This is a genomic window from Terrabacter sp. BE26 (assembly GCF_041941675.1).
In the GTDB taxonomy this organism is placed as follows: Bacteria; Actinomycetota; Actinomycetes; order Actinomycetales; family Dermatophilaceae; genus Terrabacter.
In genome coordinates, this window is sequence record NZ_CP090122.1 from 2938007 (window position 1) to 2953701 (window position 15695).

17 protein-coding genes and 1 riboswitch are annotated in these 15695 nt (G+C 72.7%); of the genes, 7 read left to right on the forward strand and 10 right to left on the reverse strand.

The window, feature by feature from the left end:
- Window positions 1-2 precede the first annotated feature (2 nt).
- From LQK93_RS13550 to LQK93_RS13575, 6 genes are all read right to left on the reverse strand, one after another.
- Window positions 3-659: an IMPACT family protein gene (locus LQK93_RS13550; RefSeq protein ID WP_374968303.1), complete on the reverse strand. Its 657-nt coding sequence runs from the start codon at window positions 657-659 to the stop codon at window positions 3-5.
- Window positions 660-667: 8 nt separating this feature from the next.
- Window positions 668-1063: a fluoride efflux transporter CrcB gene (gene crcB / locus LQK93_RS13555; RefSeq protein WP_374968304.1), complete on the reverse strand. Its 396-nt coding sequence runs from the start codon at window positions 1061-1063 to the stop codon at window positions 668-670.
- Window positions 1060-1560, reverse strand: coding sequence for a fluoride efflux transporter FluC (locus LQK93_RS13560; protein ID WP_374968305.1), 501 nt, complete (start codon window positions 1558-1560; stop codon window positions 1060-1062). Before LQK93_RS13560 ends, crcB begins: the two co-directional genes overlap by 4 nt.
- A complete protein-coding gene (locus tag LQK93_RS13565; RefSeq protein WP_374968306.1) occupies window positions 1551-2057 on the reverse strand; it encodes a universal stress protein in 507 nt (168 codons plus the stop codon). The genes LQK93_RS13560 and LQK93_RS13565 overlap by 10 nt, the downstream gene beginning before the upstream one ends.
- Before the next feature lie 108 nt (window positions 2058-2165).
- A riboswitch (Fluoride riboswitch) is annotated at window positions 2166-2244 on the reverse strand.
- Window positions 2245-2284: 40 nt separating this feature from the next.
- The gene (locus tag LQK93_RS13570; protein ID WP_374968307.1) at window positions 2285-2977 is read right to left on the reverse strand and encodes a sirohydrochlorin chelatase; all 693 of its coding nucleotides are present in this window, start codon (window positions 2975-2977) and stop codon (window positions 2285-2287) included.
- A 75-nt stretch (window positions 2978-3052) separates the two neighbouring features.
- Window positions 3053-3439, reverse strand: a complete 387-nt coding sequence (locus LQK93_RS13575; protein ID WP_374968308.1) for a winged helix-turn-helix transcriptional regulator — start codon at window positions 3437-3439, stop codon at window positions 3053-3055.
- A gap of 96 nt (window positions 3440-3535) precedes the next feature.
- On the opposite strand from LQK93_RS13575, the gene LQK93_RS13580 reads away from it, so the two are divergent.
- Both LQK93_RS13580 and LQK93_RS13585 read left to right on the forward strand, forming a co-directional pair.
- Window positions 3536-4402 carry an SDR family oxidoreductase gene (locus LQK93_RS13580; protein ID WP_374968309.1) on the forward strand — a complete coding sequence of 289 codons (867 nt, stop codon included), beginning with the start codon at window positions 3536-3538 and terminating at the stop codon, window positions 4400-4402.
- A 124-nt stretch (window positions 4403-4526) separates the two neighbouring features.
- On the forward strand, window positions 4527-5357 hold the full coding sequence (locus tag LQK93_RS13585) for an alpha/beta fold hydrolase (protein ID WP_374968310.1): 831 nt from the start codon (window positions 4527-4529) through the stop codon (window positions 5355-5357).
- A gap of 26 nt (window positions 5358-5383) precedes the next feature.
- Here the strand turns inward: LQK93_RS13585 and LQK93_RS13590 are convergent, their stop codons facing one another.
- Both LQK93_RS13590 and LQK93_RS13595 read right to left on the reverse strand, forming a co-directional pair.
- A complete protein-coding gene (locus LQK93_RS13590) occupies window positions 5384-6088 on the reverse strand; it encodes a LuxR C-terminal-related transcriptional regulator (RefSeq protein ID WP_374968311.1) in 705 nt (234 codons plus the stop codon).
- Window positions 6085-7509 (reverse strand): PspC domain-containing protein, encoded by a 1425-nt coding sequence (locus tag LQK93_RS13595; RefSeq protein WP_374968312.1) that lies wholly within the window; start codon window positions 7507-7509, stop codon window positions 6085-6087. The genes LQK93_RS13590 and LQK93_RS13595 overlap by 4 nt, the downstream gene beginning before the upstream one ends.
- Before the next feature lie 127 nt (window positions 7510-7636).
- Here LQK93_RS13595 and LQK93_RS13600 point away from each other — a divergent pair, with 127 nt between their 5' ends.
- The 3 genes from LQK93_RS13600 to LQK93_RS13610 all read left to right on the forward strand — a co-directional run bounded on the left by LQK93_RS13600 (window position 7637) and on the right by LQK93_RS13610 (window position 12011).
- Complete coding sequence (locus tag LQK93_RS13600; RefSeq protein WP_374968313.1) at window positions 7637-9250, forward strand: PspC domain-containing protein; 1614 nt, start codon at window positions 7637-7639, stop codon at window positions 9248-9250.
- Window positions 9247-9918 (forward strand): hypothetical protein, encoded by a 672-nt coding sequence (locus tag LQK93_RS13605; RefSeq protein WP_374968314.1) that lies wholly within the window; start codon window positions 9247-9249, stop codon window positions 9916-9918. Before LQK93_RS13600 ends, LQK93_RS13605 begins: the two co-directional genes overlap by 4 nt.
- 131 nt (window positions 9919-10049) lie before the next feature.
- Window positions 10050-12011, forward strand: coding sequence for a M13 family metallopeptidase (locus LQK93_RS13610; RefSeq protein WP_374968315.1), 1962 nt, complete (start codon window positions 10050-10052; stop codon window positions 12009-12011).
- Window positions 12012-12014: 3 nt separating this feature from the next.
- On the opposite strand, the gene LQK93_RS13615 is transcribed toward LQK93_RS13610, so the two are convergent.
- Window positions 12015-12473 (reverse strand): GNAT family N-acetyltransferase, encoded by a 459-nt coding sequence (locus tag LQK93_RS13615; protein ID WP_374968316.1) that lies wholly within the window; start codon window positions 12471-12473, stop codon window positions 12015-12017.
- The gene (locus tag LQK93_RS13620; RefSeq protein WP_374968317.1) at window positions 12470-12934 is read right to left on the reverse strand and encodes an SRPBCC family protein; all 465 of its coding nucleotides are present in this window, start codon (window positions 12932-12934) and stop codon (window positions 12470-12472) included. The genes LQK93_RS13615 and LQK93_RS13620 overlap by 4 nt, the downstream gene beginning before the upstream one ends.
- Window positions 12935-13166: 232 nt before the next feature.
- Between LQK93_RS13620 and LQK93_RS13625 the strand changes: the two genes are divergently transcribed.
- Both LQK93_RS13625 and aceB read left to right on the forward strand, forming a co-directional pair.
- Window positions 13167-13943 (forward strand): IclR family transcriptional regulator, encoded by a 777-nt coding sequence (locus tag LQK93_RS13625; RefSeq protein ID WP_374968318.1) that lies wholly within the window; start codon window positions 13167-13169, stop codon window positions 13941-13943.
- 170 nt (window positions 13944-14113) lie between these two features.
- Window positions 14114-15694, forward strand: a complete 1581-nt coding sequence (gene aceB / locus LQK93_RS13630) for a malate synthase A (protein ID WP_374968319.1) — start codon at window positions 14114-14116, stop codon at window positions 15692-15694.
- Window position 15695 lies beyond the last annotated feature (1 nt).

A 15695-nucleotide genomic window follows, 5' to 3' on the forward strand; every position in this document is an offset into this window, starting at 1 on the left:
TCTCACGCACGCCCGCGCGGGGCATCGACCCACGAGGGCCGCCCGGGGCTGATCCGGCCGCCACCCGACGTGAGGGCCGCGACGACCCGCTCGACCTCCGCCACGGCACCCGGGGCGGCGAGGACGTGGAGCCGGACCCCGCGTGGGAGGTAGTCGACCTCCGTCACGTCGACGTCGGCGAGGCCGCGCAGCGCGTGCTCGACCCGCGGCCCGGCGGCGTGGTCGAGGTCGACCAGCACGCCCTCGCGCAGCTTCCGGACCACGAGCCTCGCGCTGTCGAGGGCGAGCGAGACGGCGTCGCCGTAGGCGCGGATGAGCCCACCGGTGCCGAGCAGCGTGCCCCCGAACCACCGCGTCACGACGGCGACGACGTCGGTCAGGCCGCGGCCGCGCAGGACGTCGAGCATCGGGGCGCCGGCGGTGCCCGGCGGCTCGCCGTCGTCGTTGCCGCGCTGCGTCGCGCCGTCCGCGCCGAGGACGTATGCCGTGCAGTGGTGCCGGGCGTCCCGGCTGCCCGATCGCACGTGCTCGACGAACGCGCGGGCCTCCTCCTCCGAGGACGCAGGCGCGACGTCGCAGACGAAGCGCGAGCGCTTCACCTCGAGCTCCGCAGCGGCGGGTGCCGCGAGGGTCAGGTAGCGCGTGGGCCGGGACGGCACGGGCGGGTTCACGCGGCCCCGGTCGTCGTGACGGCGAGGTGGGCGAGGGCGAGCCCCACGGCGGCCGCGGCCAGCGACCCCACGACGGTCGCAGCGGCATACCCCACCCCGGTGCCACGTCCTTCGGCCAGCCACAGCCGCACCGTCTCGACGGAGGCGGTGCTGAAGGTCGTGTAGCCGCCGCAGAACCCGGTGCCGAGGACCGCGCGCACGGTCGCGCCCGTGGACCCCGTGGACCCCGTGGCGAGCAGCCCGGTCACGACGCCGAGGAGGAGTGACCCGGTGATGTTGATGAGCATCGTCCCCAGGGGCACGCGGAACGGGTTGCGGCGGGCGACGGCGGCGTCGACGACGAACCGCGCGACGGCGCCTAGACCGCCACCGAGCGCGAGCAGCAGCATCATCGCCCGGCCTCCGAGTCCAGGCGTGAGCACCGGTGGGCGGTGACGCGCCGGACGCCCGTGTAGCCGAGGGCGGCCGCGGCCACTCCCAGCACGATGCTGCCGAACGCGTACGCCAGGCCGATGAAAAGGGCGTCGGGGGTCATCCGCTGGACCGTCTCGACCGCGAAGGTGCTGTAGGTGGTGAACCCGCCGAGCACGCCGGTTCCGAGCGTCAGGCGGGCGCCACGCCGCCAGCCGATGTCGGGACCGGTGCGAGCCAGGAGCTCGAGCAGCGCGCCGAGCAGCAGTGAACCGACGACGTTGATGGCCAACGTGGCCCACGGGATGCCGGCCGGTGCGGCGGGCGAGGCGGTCTCGAGCGCCGCTCTCGCGGCCGTGCCCAGCACCCCACCGACGAAGATCAGGGCAAGCAGCCCGGGATGGCGGTGCGGCGCGCGGCGCCTCGGTGGGTCGTCGATGCGGGTCGGGCTCCGGTCGGGCTCGTCGGTCACTCCCACGGTGCCCGGCCCTCCCAGTCGACCACGCTGAGGGGCACCACGACGACGGGCCGGTGCTGGCGGTGGGACAGCTGCATCGACACGGACCCGTTGACGAAGTCCGTCAGCCGGCGGTGGTGGCGTCGCACGTGCGAGCCGACGACGAACGCTGCTGCATCCACGGCGCGCGCCAGGTGCGTGAGGGCGCGGTCGGGTCGTCCGGCCAGGTAGCGGAAGTGCCAGGGCAGATCCTCGTCCGCCATCCACTCGCGCACCAGCTCCACCAGGGCCGCCTCGCGCTCGGGCCACTGCTCGTCGTCGATGTCCGGGTCGATGGAGAGGTGCCGCACCGTCCCGTCCGGGTGCTCGAGGTCGGCGTAGCGCGAGGCGTCGACGTAGGCGAAGTAGAGCGCCGGCGCGCCGGTCGCGCGCGCCAGCGACACCGCCGCCAGCGCGACGAGCGGCGACTGGTCGGGCACCACGCCGACGACGAGCGGGTGCCCGGCGAAGTCGGTCATCCGAGATCGATCCGGTTGGGGTGGCACGTGCTCCGCCATCGGTGAGCCTCCAGACACTCGGCGACGGGCTCGGCGCGCAGGCCTGCCCATCGTCGCGGCGGGTGCCGCGGATGAACAGGAACCATCAGCAGGTGGGCGGTTCGGGCACCGAGCAGGTGCCCCGGCGGGATCCATCGCCGAGCACACCCTAGCGCGCCGCGGCACGCCGGTGGCCGGCCGCGGGCCCCTCAGGCGCCCAGGTAGCGCTCGACCACGATCTCCACGAGCTCTGCGGGGGCCGGTTCCTCCGACGTCAGCAGGGGAGGCGTCACGATGTCGGCGCCGGAGCGGGCTGCGAGGTCGGCGAAGAAGCCGGGTGCGAGCAGGTAGGTCGCGACGACGACCCTGCGTCCCGGGAGGCGCTGCGCCGCAACGGCATCGGCGAGCTTGGGCTCTGCTGCCGACAAGTAGCCCGTGGTGACCGACCGGCCGAGGAGGCGGGCGAGCGAGGCCGCGACCGTCTCACAGTCCTCCACGGCGGACGGCTCCGAGGAGCCGGCGGCGCCCAGTACGACGACATCGTCGTCACGGAGCCCGGCCGTGACGAGCCGTCGGTGCAGCAGCCCCGCCAGCCGGTCGTCGGGCCCCAGCGCCGGCGCGACCGTGGTGCCCGGCACGGACTGCGCGGCCCGGGCCAGGTCGACGTGGACGTGGTAGCCGGCCGAGAGGAGCAGGGGCACCAGGCGGGCCGGAGCGTCACGGGGCAGCGAGGCGAGCACGGCCTCCGGGTCAGGCTGCTGCACGTCGACGAACGCAGCGCGGACGGTCAGGTCAGCTCGTCGCGCCGCCACCGCGGCGACGAGGCCACCGATCGCGGAGCGGCCGGCAGGTGACGACGTGCCGTGTGCGGCCGCCACAAGCACGGGTGGGGTGCCGGACATGGGGTCACTCTCTCAGGTCGCACCGACCCGCCGTGCCCGTGGTGCTGCGCCCCCAGCGCCGCCCGACGGCCGGCCTCAACGCGCAGAGGCCGTCTCGGCGTCACCGACGATGGCCGCAGCGTGGTCGGCGATCCAGTCCATCAGCGGCACCATCCGCTCGGCGAGCTCGGTCCCGCGCGTCGTCAGGGAGTACTCGACGTGCGGCGGGACGACCGGCCTGGCGTCACGGTGGACCAGGCCGTCGGCCTCGAGCACGCGCAGCGTCTGGGCCAGCATCTTCTCGCTGACGCCCTCCGCACGCCGCCGCAGCTCGCTCCAGCGCAGCGGCTCGCCCTCCGCCAGCGCGAGCAGGACGAGGGCGCCCCACTTGCTCGTCACGTGGTCGAGCACGACACGGCTGGGACAGCCCGAGGAGAAGATCCCGTCGGGGAAGTGCCGCCGCAGGTTCTGGCTAACCGTCATGTCAGTACCTTACTTCAAAGTGGGTACTAACCGACGGGAAGTATGAGTCGCGCTGGGGCGTTCACTGCGGTGTCCGTCCCACCCGAAAGGAACGTCATGACCCTTCTCGTCACCGGTGCCAGTGGGCACCTCGGCCGTCTCGCCGTCGAGTCGCTGCTCCAGCGCGGAACCGCCGCCTCAGACGTCGTTGCACTCGCCCGCAACCCTGAGTCGGTCTCCGAGCTCGCCGACCGCGGTGTCCAGGTCCGGCAGGGCGACTACTCCGACCCCGAGTCGCTCGACGCCGCCTTCACCGGCGTCGACCGGCTCCTGCTCGTCTCCGGGAGCGAGGTGGGCCGGCGAACCGCCCAGCACGGCAATGTCGTCGACGCGGCGAAGCGAGCCGGTGTCGCCTTCCTGGCCTACACGAGCATCACGCGCGCCGACACCTCCGACCTCGTGCTCGCCGAGGAGCACCGGGCGACGGAGGAGCTGCTCGCCGCCTCCGGACTGCCGCACGCCCTCCTGCGCAACTCCTGGTACCTCGAGAACTACATCGGACAGCTGCCCGTCTTCCTGGCGCACGGCACCGTCCTCGGTGCCGCCGGCACCGGCCGCGTCAGCGCCGCCACGAGGGCCGACTACGCCGAGGCGGCTGCGGTCGTCCTCGCCGGACACGGCCACGAGGGAGCCGTCTACGAGCTCGGCGGCGACACGGCATTCACCATGGGCGAGCTGGCCGAGGCGGTCGGCCGGATGGCCGGCCAGGAAGTGGTCTATCGCGACATGTCCGTCGCCGACTACACCGCCGCCCTCGTCGGTGCCGGCCTGCCCGAGGGGTATGCCGCCGTGCTCGCCGACGGCGACCGTGGGCTCGCGCAGGGGCAGCTCTTCACCGACAGCGGTGACCTGTCCCGCCTGCTCGGACGCCCCACGACGACCCTCGAGGACGCCCTGCAGGCCGCCGTCGTCGCGGCTGCCTGAGCACCGGGCGACCTCACCCGCCGAGAGACGGGACGTCAGATCTCGCCGTGCGGGAGGCCCCAGGCCCGGCCCTGGGGCCTCCCACACGCGGACCGGTCCGGGGCGGCCGCGTAGGCTCGCGCGCATGACGTCGGCTCCCGACCAGGCCCTGCTCAACACCCTGTCCGTGGGCATGGCCGGACCCCGCATCGCCTTCCTCCACGGGCTCTTCGGCCAGGGCCGCAACTGGAACCAGATCGCCAAGGCGGTCAGCGGCCCGGACGGGACCGACGCGCGGTGCCTCCTCGTCGACCTCCCCGACCACGGCCGGTCGCCGTGGTCGCAGGAGTTCTCCCTCGACGCGTACGCCGACGCCGTGGCCGCGACCCTGCGCGCGGCCGGGGAGGGCGAGCCGTATGCCGTCGTCGGGCACTCGCTCGGCGGCAAGGTCGCCATGGTGCTCGCGCTGCGCCACCCCGAGCTCGTCGAGCGGCTCGTCGTCGTGGACATCGCGCCCAAGGGCTACGGCAACCTCGAGCGCTTCGAGGGCTACATCCGCGAGATGCAGGCCCTGCCGCTCGAGGAGCTGACCAGCCGAACCGACGCCGAGGCGCGCTTTGCCGAACCGGACCCCGGGGTCAAGGCGTTCCTCCTGCAGAACCTGCGCCGCGACGGCCAGGCGTGGCGCTGGCAGGCCAACCTCGACCTCGTCGCCCGCGATGCCGCGCGTGGCGCCGGGTCACGCATCGCGGACTGGCCGGAGGCGCTCTACGAGCTCCCGGCATACGAAGGTCCGGTGCTGTGGATCGCCGGCGGCGACTCGCGCTACATCCAGCGCGAGGACGGCGAGCGCATGCGGCGGCACTTCCCGCGCACGCGCCTGTTCACCATCAAGGGGGCCGGGCACTGGGTGCACACCGACGCCCCGGAGATCATCGTGACGGCGCTGCGCCGCTTCGTGCACTCACCGGCCTGAGTCGGCCGCACGGCATACGCGCCCGGTCAGAGGAGCCGGCGCCCCATGGCCCAGGCGGTCAGCTCGTGGCGGGAGCTGAGCTGCAGCTTGCGCAGCACCGAGCTGACGTGGGTCTCGACGGTCTTGACGGAGATGAACAGCTCCTTCGCGACCTCCTTGTACTGGTAGCCGCGGGCGATGAGGCGCATGACCTCGCGCTCGCGGGCCGAGAGCCGGTCGAGCTCCTCGTCGATCTCGGCGACCTCGCCGGCGGCTGCGCCGAACGCGTCGAGGACGAAGCCGGCCAGGCGCGGGCTGAAGACGGCGTCACCGTCGGCGACGCGGCCGATGGCGGTGAGCAGCTCCTCGGCGCTGATCGTCTTGGTGACGTAGCCGCGGGCGCCGGCGCGGATGACGGCGATGACGTCCTCGGCGGCGTCGGACACCGACAGCGCCAGGAAGCGCACCGGGGTGCCCGCGGTGTTCTGGGTGCCGTTGCAGAAGCGGATGACGTCGGCGCCGCCGTGCCCGTCGCCGCCCGGGAGGTGCACGTCGAGCAGGACGACGTCCGGCTGCTGCTCCTTGATGACCTGCACGGCCGACTCGACCGACCCCGCCTCCCCGGCGATCTCGAGGGCGAACGCCCCGGCACGTGGGCTGGCCGCCAGCGAGCTCAGCTCGGCTCGCACGCCGGTGCGGAACATGTGGTGGTCATCCACGATGACGATCCGGATCCGCCGGGGGTCGGTCATGAGGGCTGCTCCTGGCTCTCGGTGGTGCTGGGGGTGGCGCTGGGGGTGGCGCTCGTGGACGTGCTCTGGGTGGTCGGCGCCGGGCTGCCGGCCGTGGCGGAAGTCGCGGCCCTGGTGCCGTTGGACGCGGCGGGGGCCGGCTGCTCGGGCTCCGCGGCCTGCCCGACGGGCAGGCGCAGCTCGACCTCGGTGCCGTCGGCCCGTCGGCGGATGCGAGCCGTGCCGCCGTGGCGCTCCATGCGCCCGATGATCGACTCGCGCACGCCGGCGCGGTCGATGGGGACGGTGTCTGGGTCGAACCCGGCGCCGTGGTCGCGGACGAAGGCCTCGACGGCGTCCGGGCCGACCTCGACGTACGTGCTGACCGGCGGGCTCGCGTGGCGCACGGCGTTCCAGGCGGCCTCGCGGACCGCCTTGACGAGGGCGTCGAGGTGCTGGTCCATGGGGCGGTCACCGGTGACGACGAGCTGCACAGGAACGCCGTGGAGATCCTCCACCTCGCCCATCGCGGCCGTGAGGGCAGCGCCGAGGGTGCCGGCGCGGGCGTCCTCGTCGTAGAGGTAGCTGCGCAGCTGGCGCTCCTGGGCCCGGGCGAGCCGTGCCACGGCGGCGGCGTCACCGGCCTGGCGCTGGATGAGGGCCAGGGTCTGCAGCACGGAGTCGTGCAGGTGGGCAGCGATGTCGGCGCGCTCGGTGGCGCGGATGCGGGCGGCCTGCTCGAGGCGCAGGTTGCTCCACAGGCGCAGGATCCACGGCGCGCAGAGGACCGCGACGCCGACGAGGGCGGCCAGCACGGCGCCGGCCACCTGCCACAGTTCGGTCAGGTCGGTGCCCCGCACGAGCAGGCCGACGAGCCCCAGGATGGTCAGGCCCAGCCCGACCACCAGCCAGACCCACCGGACCGGCCGGCGGGTGCCGAGGGTGTCGGTGTCGTCGAGCTGCGACCAGAAGAAGATGGCGCCGATGACGATCGCGACGACCGGGAGGATCACCTCGACGTTGACGCCGATCCCGGCGCTGCCCAGCCACAGCGCGCCCGCGACCGCGAGGGCAGCCACCCCCAGCAGGGTGACGACGACCGCCTGGTTGCCGCTGCGAAGCCACGTGCGCAGGCTCGCCAGGTCGACGTGCGGCCGGGTCGCGCCCCGGGGGGCAGCGGGCGTCACCGCTGGGTCGACGTCGCCGATCTCTCGCATCGTGGCCCACAGGAAGACGTAGACCGCCAGGCCCGCACCGAAGGGGATGCTGGTCAGCACGAGGGCCAGGCGCACCACGACGACGGGCAGTCCGAGGTGGTCGGCCAGGCCCGCGGCGACGCCGGCGATGACCTTGCCCTGCCGGTGACGCACGAGCGGCGGCCGGGGCGTCGTCCGCCACGAGGGGCGCGCCGGGCCCGTTCCGTTCTCGTATGCCGTCTGCACCGTCCCATCCTCGCCCACCCGGGTGCGTGCCGGCGACCACCGGAGCCCCCTTTGGGGGTCGCGTCAGGGTGCGCTCAGGGTCGACCCTCATGGTCGGGCCTCGTCGCCCCGCGCCACTGTTGGTGCCATGACGAACAGCAGCAGTGGCGGCCCGCAGCACGTGGGTCAGGGGCACGGCGAAGATGGCGGAAACGGTGGGCACGGGCAGCACGGGCAGCACGGGCACGGAGCCCACGGCCTGGACGGCTTCTACAGCGCTCTCCGGCGGCCGGGCATCGTGCGCCAGTCGCAGGGGCGATGGTTCGCCGGCGTGGCGACCGGTCTGGCGCGCTGGCTCGGCGTCGACCCGCTCGTCGTGCGCGCCGGTTTCATCCTCTTCTCGATCTTCTTCGGCATGGGCCTGGCCCTCTACCTCGTGCTGTGGCTGCTCATGCCCGACGAGCGCGGTGAGATCCACGTCGAGCGGGCGCTCAAGTACGGCGAGGGCGGCTCGATCTTCCTGCTCCTGGTCACCGCCACGTCGGTCCTCGGCGGCGGCCCGTGGTGGGGCGGCGACTCCCGCGGCTTCCGCTTCTTCGGCTTCCTGCTCCTCGTCGGCGGGACGTGGTGGTTCCTCACCCGCACTGCCGCCGGCCGTGACCTGCGGGCCCAGGCCCCGTGGCGGGGCCAAGGGGCCCCCACCGGCACGCAGGGTACGCAGGGTACGCAGGGTACGCAGGGTACGCAGGGTACGCAGGGTACGCAGGGTACGCAGGGTACGCAGGGTACGCAGGGTACGCAGGGTACGCAGGGCACGACTGGGACGACCGGCGCGACTGGCGGCACGGGCACGGCCGAGCCGATGGGCTCGAGCGGCACGGGCACAGGCGGCGGTGACGCGGGCGCCACGGGGGGACATGAGCCTTCGGCGACCAGTGGGGCCACGGCCGTCGCGGGTGCGGCACCTGCTCCCGTGACCGCATACGGCTCGACGGGCAACGCGGCCGCCAACGCCGGCGCGACCCTTGCCGCCCCTCGCCCCGCGGGGCCCAGCTCGGTGCGCGAGCGCACGCCGGTGGTCGGCTTCGCGGGAGGGCTGCTCCTGCTGGGACTCGCGATCGTCACGGCGGTCGTCGTGGGATCCGTGTCGCAGGCCGCGGGCTGGTCCGGCAACCACGTGGCCGTCGGCCTGGCCTCCGGCGTGGGGGTGCTCGGGCTGGGCATCCTCGTGGCCGGCCTGGCGGGTCGACGCGCCGGCGGCCTCGCCTTCTTCGCGGTCGTCGGCATGATCGCGGCGGCTGCCTCGACCGCCGCCCCGGTCGGCGTCTCGCAGCCGTGGCAGGTGGGGCAGCGGGCCTACCAGGTCACCTCCCTGACGCCGCCGCCGCGCTTCGAGCTCGGCATGGGGCAGATGCAGGTCGACCTGACCCGGGCCGACTACCGGGCGACGCCGGGCACCGACCACGTGTCGGCGACGGCCGCCATGGGGCAGATCGACCTGGTCGTCCCCAAGGGCGTACGGGTCATGGTCAACACGCAGGCACACGCCGGCGCGCTGCACGCCACCGACACCGTCGTCGGCACCGTCGACCGCAAGTCGGGCGAGCCTGGCATGGGTGGCGGAATGGGAAGTGTGCACGACGTCGGCATGGAGTGGCAGCAGACGCTGGAGTACGGCCCCCAGACCGGCCAGCCGGAGATCGTCGTGGACGCCGAGGTCGGCGTCGGCCAGATCAACGTCTCGTCCGGGAGCGCGTCATGAGCGTCCACCCGGAGGACCCGACCAACCAGCGCCCGAATGAGCCCACCACGAACCCGTCGGAAGAGAGCGCCATGACCAGCAGTGAGAGCACCAGCGGCAACGAGCCGGAGCCGGAGCTCACCGACCCCACCGCCGCTCCCGTCAGCGACCCGACGTCCGACCCGACGTCCGACCCGATGTCCCGGTCGATGCCCGGGCCGGCGCCCCACTCGATGCCCGGGCAGGCGACCGGGACCGGTGGGGCTCCCGAGGCCACGACGGAGATCCCCTCGCCAGCCACGCGGGCGCTGCCGGCCCAGGCGCCCTTCCGCGTCGAACCGGCCAGCCCGGTGCCCGACGACGCCGTGCGGGCGGGCTCGGAGCTCCCGCACCTCCCGCCCCCGGCATCGCCGTCGGCATCGCAGTCCGGGGCCTCGGCCGCCCCCTCCTGGCCGGCCCCCGAGCCCGCGCCCCGGCCGGTACCCGTGACGGTCAACAAGGGCCCGCGTCCGGCAACGGTGATGCTGGGCCTGCTCACGGTCCTCGTGGCGGCCTACCTCCTGCTGGCCAACCTCACGCACGTCGACCTCGGCTTCGCCCTCACCGGGCCGGCCGTCATCGGCGCCTTCGGCGGCATGCTGCTCCTCGTCGGCATCGCGGGGGTCGTGGCCGGACGGCTGCGCCGCTGACCAGCACGCCGTGCCACCCCTGTCGGGTGCCCCGGTCCGAGGTCTCCGGCCGGAGTGTCCGGCGTCGTGACTAGGCTCGTTCCCAGACACGCCGGGCTGGTCCGGCACTCGCAGTGGGAGACGACGTGGTCATGAAGTCCGGCATCAACCTCGAGGCGCTCGACCGGTCCACGCGGCCGCAGGACGACCTGTTCCGGTTCACCAACGGTACGTGGCTCGACACCATCGAGATCCCGGGCGACCGGGCCCGGTTCGGCACCTTCGACATCCTCCGCGAGGAGTCCACCGCCCGCGTCCGCGACCTCATCGAGGGGGCAGCGCGTGCTGCCGAGGACGAGGCGCCGGGCACGCCGAAGCGCCAGGTCGGCGACCTCTACGCCAGCTTCACCGACACCGACCGCATCGAGGAGCTCGGGCTGGCGCCGTTGCAGGCGCTGCTCTCGCAGGTCGCCGGCATCGACGGCGTCGAGAGCCTGGGGCGCGCGCTCGGGCAGCTCGCCCGTGACGGTGTCCCAGGAGCGGTCCAGCACTTCGTGTCGCCCGACGAGCGCTCGCCGGAGGACTACGTCGTCTACCTCGAGCAGGGAGGCCTCGGCCTCCCCGACGAGTCGTACTACCGCGAGGACAAGTACGCCGACGTCCGCACCGCCTACGTTGCGCACATCGAGCGCCTGCTCGGCCTCGCCGGCATCCCGGAGGCCGCCGAGAAGGCCTCACGGATCATGGCGCTCGAGACGTTGCTGGCACGCTCGCACTGGGACACCGTGAGCAACCGCGACGCCGTCAAGACGTACAACGCGCACACCTTCGACGAGCTGAAGGCGCTCGCACCCCAGTTCCCTTGGGAGGCGTGGCTGTCAGCTCTGCGCGCCCCCTCCGGCGCCCTCGACAAGGTGGTCGTGCGCCAGCCCGGCTTCGTGTCCGGGCTGGGCGAGGCGCTCGAGTCGGTCGACATCTCCGACTGGCGCTCCTGGCTCACGTGGCACGTGCTGTCCGAGTTCGCCCCCCTGCTGCCGCAGTCGTTCGTCGACGAGGACTTCGACTTCTACGGGCGCACCCTGTCGGGTCAGCCCGAGAACAAGGAGCGCTGGAAGCGGGGCGTCTCGGTCGTCGAGTCGTCCATCGGCGAGGCCGTCGGCCAGCTCTACGCCGAGCGGTGGTTCCCCCCGGCCGCGAAGGCACGCATGCAGCAGCTGGTGGGCAACCTCGTGGAGGCCTTCCGCCGGTCCTTCTCCTCCCTGGAGTGGATGAGCCCCGACACCCGGGCCGAGGCGATCGCCAAGCTCGACGCGTTCACCCCGAAGATCGGCTACCCGGATGCCTGGCGCGACTACTCGGCCATCGAGATCGACGCGGCCGACCTGGTGGGCAACGTCCGGCGCAGCACTGCCTTCGAGGTCGACCGCAACCTCGCGAAGCTCGGGCAGCCGATCGACCGCACCGAGTGGTTCATGCTGCCCCAGACGGTCAACGCCTACTACATGCCGTCGATGAACGAGATCGTCTTCCCGGCCGCGATCCTCCAGCCGCCGTTCTTCGACCTCGAGGCCGACGACGCCGTCAACTACGGCGGCATCGGGGCCGTCATCGGTCACGAGCTCGGCCACGGCTTCGACGACCAGGGCTCGCGCTACGACGGCACGGGCGCCCTGCGCGACTGGTGGAGCGAGGCCGACCGTGAACGCTTCGACGGGCTGTCGAAGCGCCTCATCGAGCAGTTCAGCCGCTACACCCCGGCAGGCCTGTCCGAGGACCACAAGGTCAACGGCGCCCTCACCGTCGGCGAGAACATCGGCGACCTGGGCGGCCTGCAGATCGGCTACTCCGCCTACAGCATCGCCACCGAGGAGGGCGGCATGCCGGAGCTCGAGGGCTTCACCGGACCGCAGCGCTTCTTCATCGGCTGGGCCCAGGTGTGGAAGGGCAAGGCCCGCGAGGCCGAGGCCATCCGGCTGCTGGCGGTCGATCCGCACTCACCCCAGGACGTGCGCGGCAACGCGGTGCGCAACGTGACGGAGTTCCACGAGGCGTTCGGCGTCAAGCCGGGCGACGCGATGTGGCTCGACGAGGACGAGCGCGTCCGCATCTTCTGAGGGTCAGTCACCGAGCTGGAGCTTGAACCCGACGTGCGAGGCGACGAAGCCGAGGCGCTCGTAGAAGCGTCGGGCGTCGACGCGGCTCGCGTCACTCGTCAGCTGCACGAGCGAGCAGCCGAGACGACGTGACTCCTCGACGGCCCACGCGACCAGCTCGGTGCCGAGGCCGCTGCCGCGCTCACCCCGCGCGACGCGTACGCCCTCGATGACGGAGCGGGTGGCACCCCGTCGCGAGAGTCCCGGGATGACGCTCAGCTGCAGCGTGCCGACCACCCGCCCGTCGCGCTCGGCGACGACGAGGTGCTGGGCCGGGTCGGCGGCAACGCGGTCGTATGCCGTGTCGTACACCTCCGTGTCGCCCGGGTCCTCGCGGCCGGCGCCCAGCGGGTCGTCGGCGAGCAGGGCCACGACAGCCGGCACGTCGTCGCGGGTCGCGGGCCGGATCACGCACTGGCTCATGCGTTCTCGGCCGTGCGCTTCAGCTGGGCGAGCCCCTTCTCGAGGTCCGGGCCGACGAGCTTCTCCATCGACCAGACCTTGCTCATCAGCCGCATGACGAGGTTCTGCGGCCCGGTCATGGCCCACTCGACGTGCGTTCCCCCCTCGACGGGCGTCAGGGTGAAGTCGACCCGGTTGTGGGCCTTCATCGGCGCGGAGAAGAGCAGGTCGATGCCGACGTGCCGGGGCTCGGACTCGAGGATCTCCATGCGGCCCTCGCCGGCCTTGCGGTTGCCCCGCCAGGCGTAGACCGCGCCGGCGCCGGAACCGGTGCCGGCGTACGTGCGGTCCATGGCGGGGTCGAGGCCCTCCCACGGCGACCACTTCCGCCACTCGTGGAAGTCGTCGAGCAGGGAGTGGATGCGCTCCGGGGGCGCCGCGACCGTCGTCTCGCGGGTGATGAGGAAGCTCTTGTCGGCCATGCCCGGATCCTCCCACGCACGTGGCCGTGAGCAGCCGTGAGCAGCCGTGAGCAGCCGTGCGCACGGGGAGCGGCGGGCCTTGACCGGACCCGCCCCGGTGCCTAGCCTCTCACCCATCGGAAAGCAACTTCCGCCCAACGAAAAGACGTCGTATGACCCGAGCTCGGACGTCCGTCTACACTTCAGCCATGTCGCGGATGGGTCCCCTCCTCGCCCCGACCGGGTCCGCGGCATGACGCCCGAGGCGGCGGCTCCCCGGAGCGGCGGCGTCCAGTCGCTCGAGCGCGGCTTCGCCATCCTCGACAAGATGGCTGACGCCGGTGGCGTCATCAGTCTCTCCCAGCTGGCCGCGGACGCGGGCCTGCCGCTGCCGACGATCCACCGGCTGGTCCGGACGCTGGTCGACCTCGGCTACGTCCGGCAGGAGGCGTCGCGGCAGTACTCCCTCGGGCCCCGCCTCATCCGTCTCGGCGAGACGACCTCGCGGATGCTCGGGCGGTGGGCACGCCCGCACATGGAACGCCTGGCCCAGGAGCTGGGGGAGTCGGTCAACCTCGCCCTGCTCGACGGCGACCAGGTCGTCTACGTCGGCCAGGTGATGGCCTCCCAGAACTCGATGCGCATGTTCACGGAGGTCGGCCGACGCGCTCACCCCCACTCGACCGGTGTCGGCAAGGCGATCATGGCCCAGCTGGACCCCGCTGAGGTGCGCGCGCTCGTCGGGCGCACCGGCCTGCCCGCGCGCACGGAGCACACCATCACCAGTGCCGAGGAGCTGGAGGCGGAGCTGCAGCGCACCCGGGACCGGGGCTACGCGTTGGACGAGGGGGAGCAGGAGATCGGCGTGCGGTGCGTGGCCGTGGCCGTGCCCGACGTCCCGCAGCCCATGGCGGTGTCGGTGTCGGGCCCGCTACCGCGGATGACGGACGCGTTCGTCACCCGCGCCTGCGACCCCCTGCGGCGCACCGCCGAGGCCATCGCGGCCGAGGTCCGCGGAGTCCGGCCCTAGGGCTGCGCGGCCCCGGTGCCGCCCTGTCCTCCGACGCCCGCGCCGGGTCCGGAGGTGTGCTCGTGCTGCCCGAATTCGTTGCGCCCAGGCATTGACCGTGTCTCCGAGCGGCAACTAGCCTCCATCATGCAGAAACCATATTCCGCAAGGTGAAAGTGAGAGGCCCGACGATGACGACGGTTGCAAACGTGGACGTGACGGCCCCCAGCGGCGAGCGCTTCGACGAGGTGCTCACCCCGGAGGCGCTCGAGTTCCTCGCCGACCTGCACCGGACCTTCGACGCACGCCGCCGCGAGCTCCTCCAGGCCCGGCAGGACCGCTATGCCGAGCTCGCCGCCGGCGGCACGCTGCAGTTCCTCCCGGAGACCCAACAGGTCCGTGACGGCGACTGGCAGGTCGCCCCTCCGGCCCCCGGCCTCCTCGACCGCCGCGTCGAGATCACCGGTCCCACCGACCGCAAGATGACGATCAACGCCCTGAACTCCGGTGCGAAGGTGTGGCTCGCCGACTTCGAGGACGCCTCGACCCCGACGTGGGACAACGTCGTGAACGGGCAGCTCAACCTCATGGACGCCCTCGACCGCACCATCGACTTCACCTCAGACCAGGGCAAGACCTATGCGCTGGGTGACGCCGACCAGCTGGCCACCATCGTCGTGCGCCCCCGCGGCTGGCACCTCGACGAGAAGCACATCGTCGTCGACGGCGAGCCGATGGCCGGCGGTCTCGTCGACTTCGGCCTCTACTTCTTCCACTGCGCCAAGCGCCAGATCGACGCCGGCAAGGGCCCCTACTTCTACCTGCCCAAGATGGAGAGCCACCTCGAGGCCCGTCTGTGGAACGACGTCTTCGTCCGCGCCCAGGACCGCCTCGGCATCCCGCAGGGCACGGTCCGCGCGACAGTGCTCATCGAGACCTACCCGGCCGCCTTCGAGATGGAGGAGATCCTCTACGAGCTGCGCGACCACTCGGCCGGCCTCAATGCGGGGCGCTGGGACTACATCTTCAGCGTCATCAAGAAGTTCCGCACGCGCGGCAAGGACTTCCTCCTGCCCGACCGCAACCAGGTGACGATGACCGTGCCGTTCATGCGCAGTTACACGGAGCTGCTCGTGCGGACGTGCCACAAGCGGGGCGCCCACGCCATCGGCGGGATGGCCGCCTTCATCCCGAGCAAGGACCCCCAGGTCAACGAGGCGGCCTTCCAGAAGGTCGTCGACGACAAGACCCGCGAGGCCGGCGACGGGTTCGACGGCTCCTGGGTCGCCCACCCGGGGATGGTCGAGCTGTGCAAGGAGGCGTTCACCAAGGTCCTCGGCGACCGGCCCAACCAGCTCGACAAGAAGCGCGAGGACGTCCACGTCACGGCGGAGGAGCTCCTGGACGTCGCGTCGACGCCCGGCAACGTGACCGAGGCCGGCCTGCGCAACAACATCAGCGTCGGCATCCAGTACCTCCACACCTGGCTCAAGGGCACCGGCGCCGTGGGCATCTTCAACCTCATGGAGGACGCCGCCACCGCGGAGATCTCCCGCTCGCAGGTCTGGCAGTGGCTCCACAACGACGTCGAGCTCGACACGGGCGAGACGGTGACCCGCGAGCTGGTCGACCGGCTCGTGGCCGAGGAGATCGACAAGCTGCCCGGCGAGGCCGGCGACTACGACGAGGCTAGGTCCACCTTCCTCGAGGTCGCCGTCGCCGACGACTTCGCCGAGTTCCTCACCCTTCCGGCCTACGAGCGGATGCCCTGAG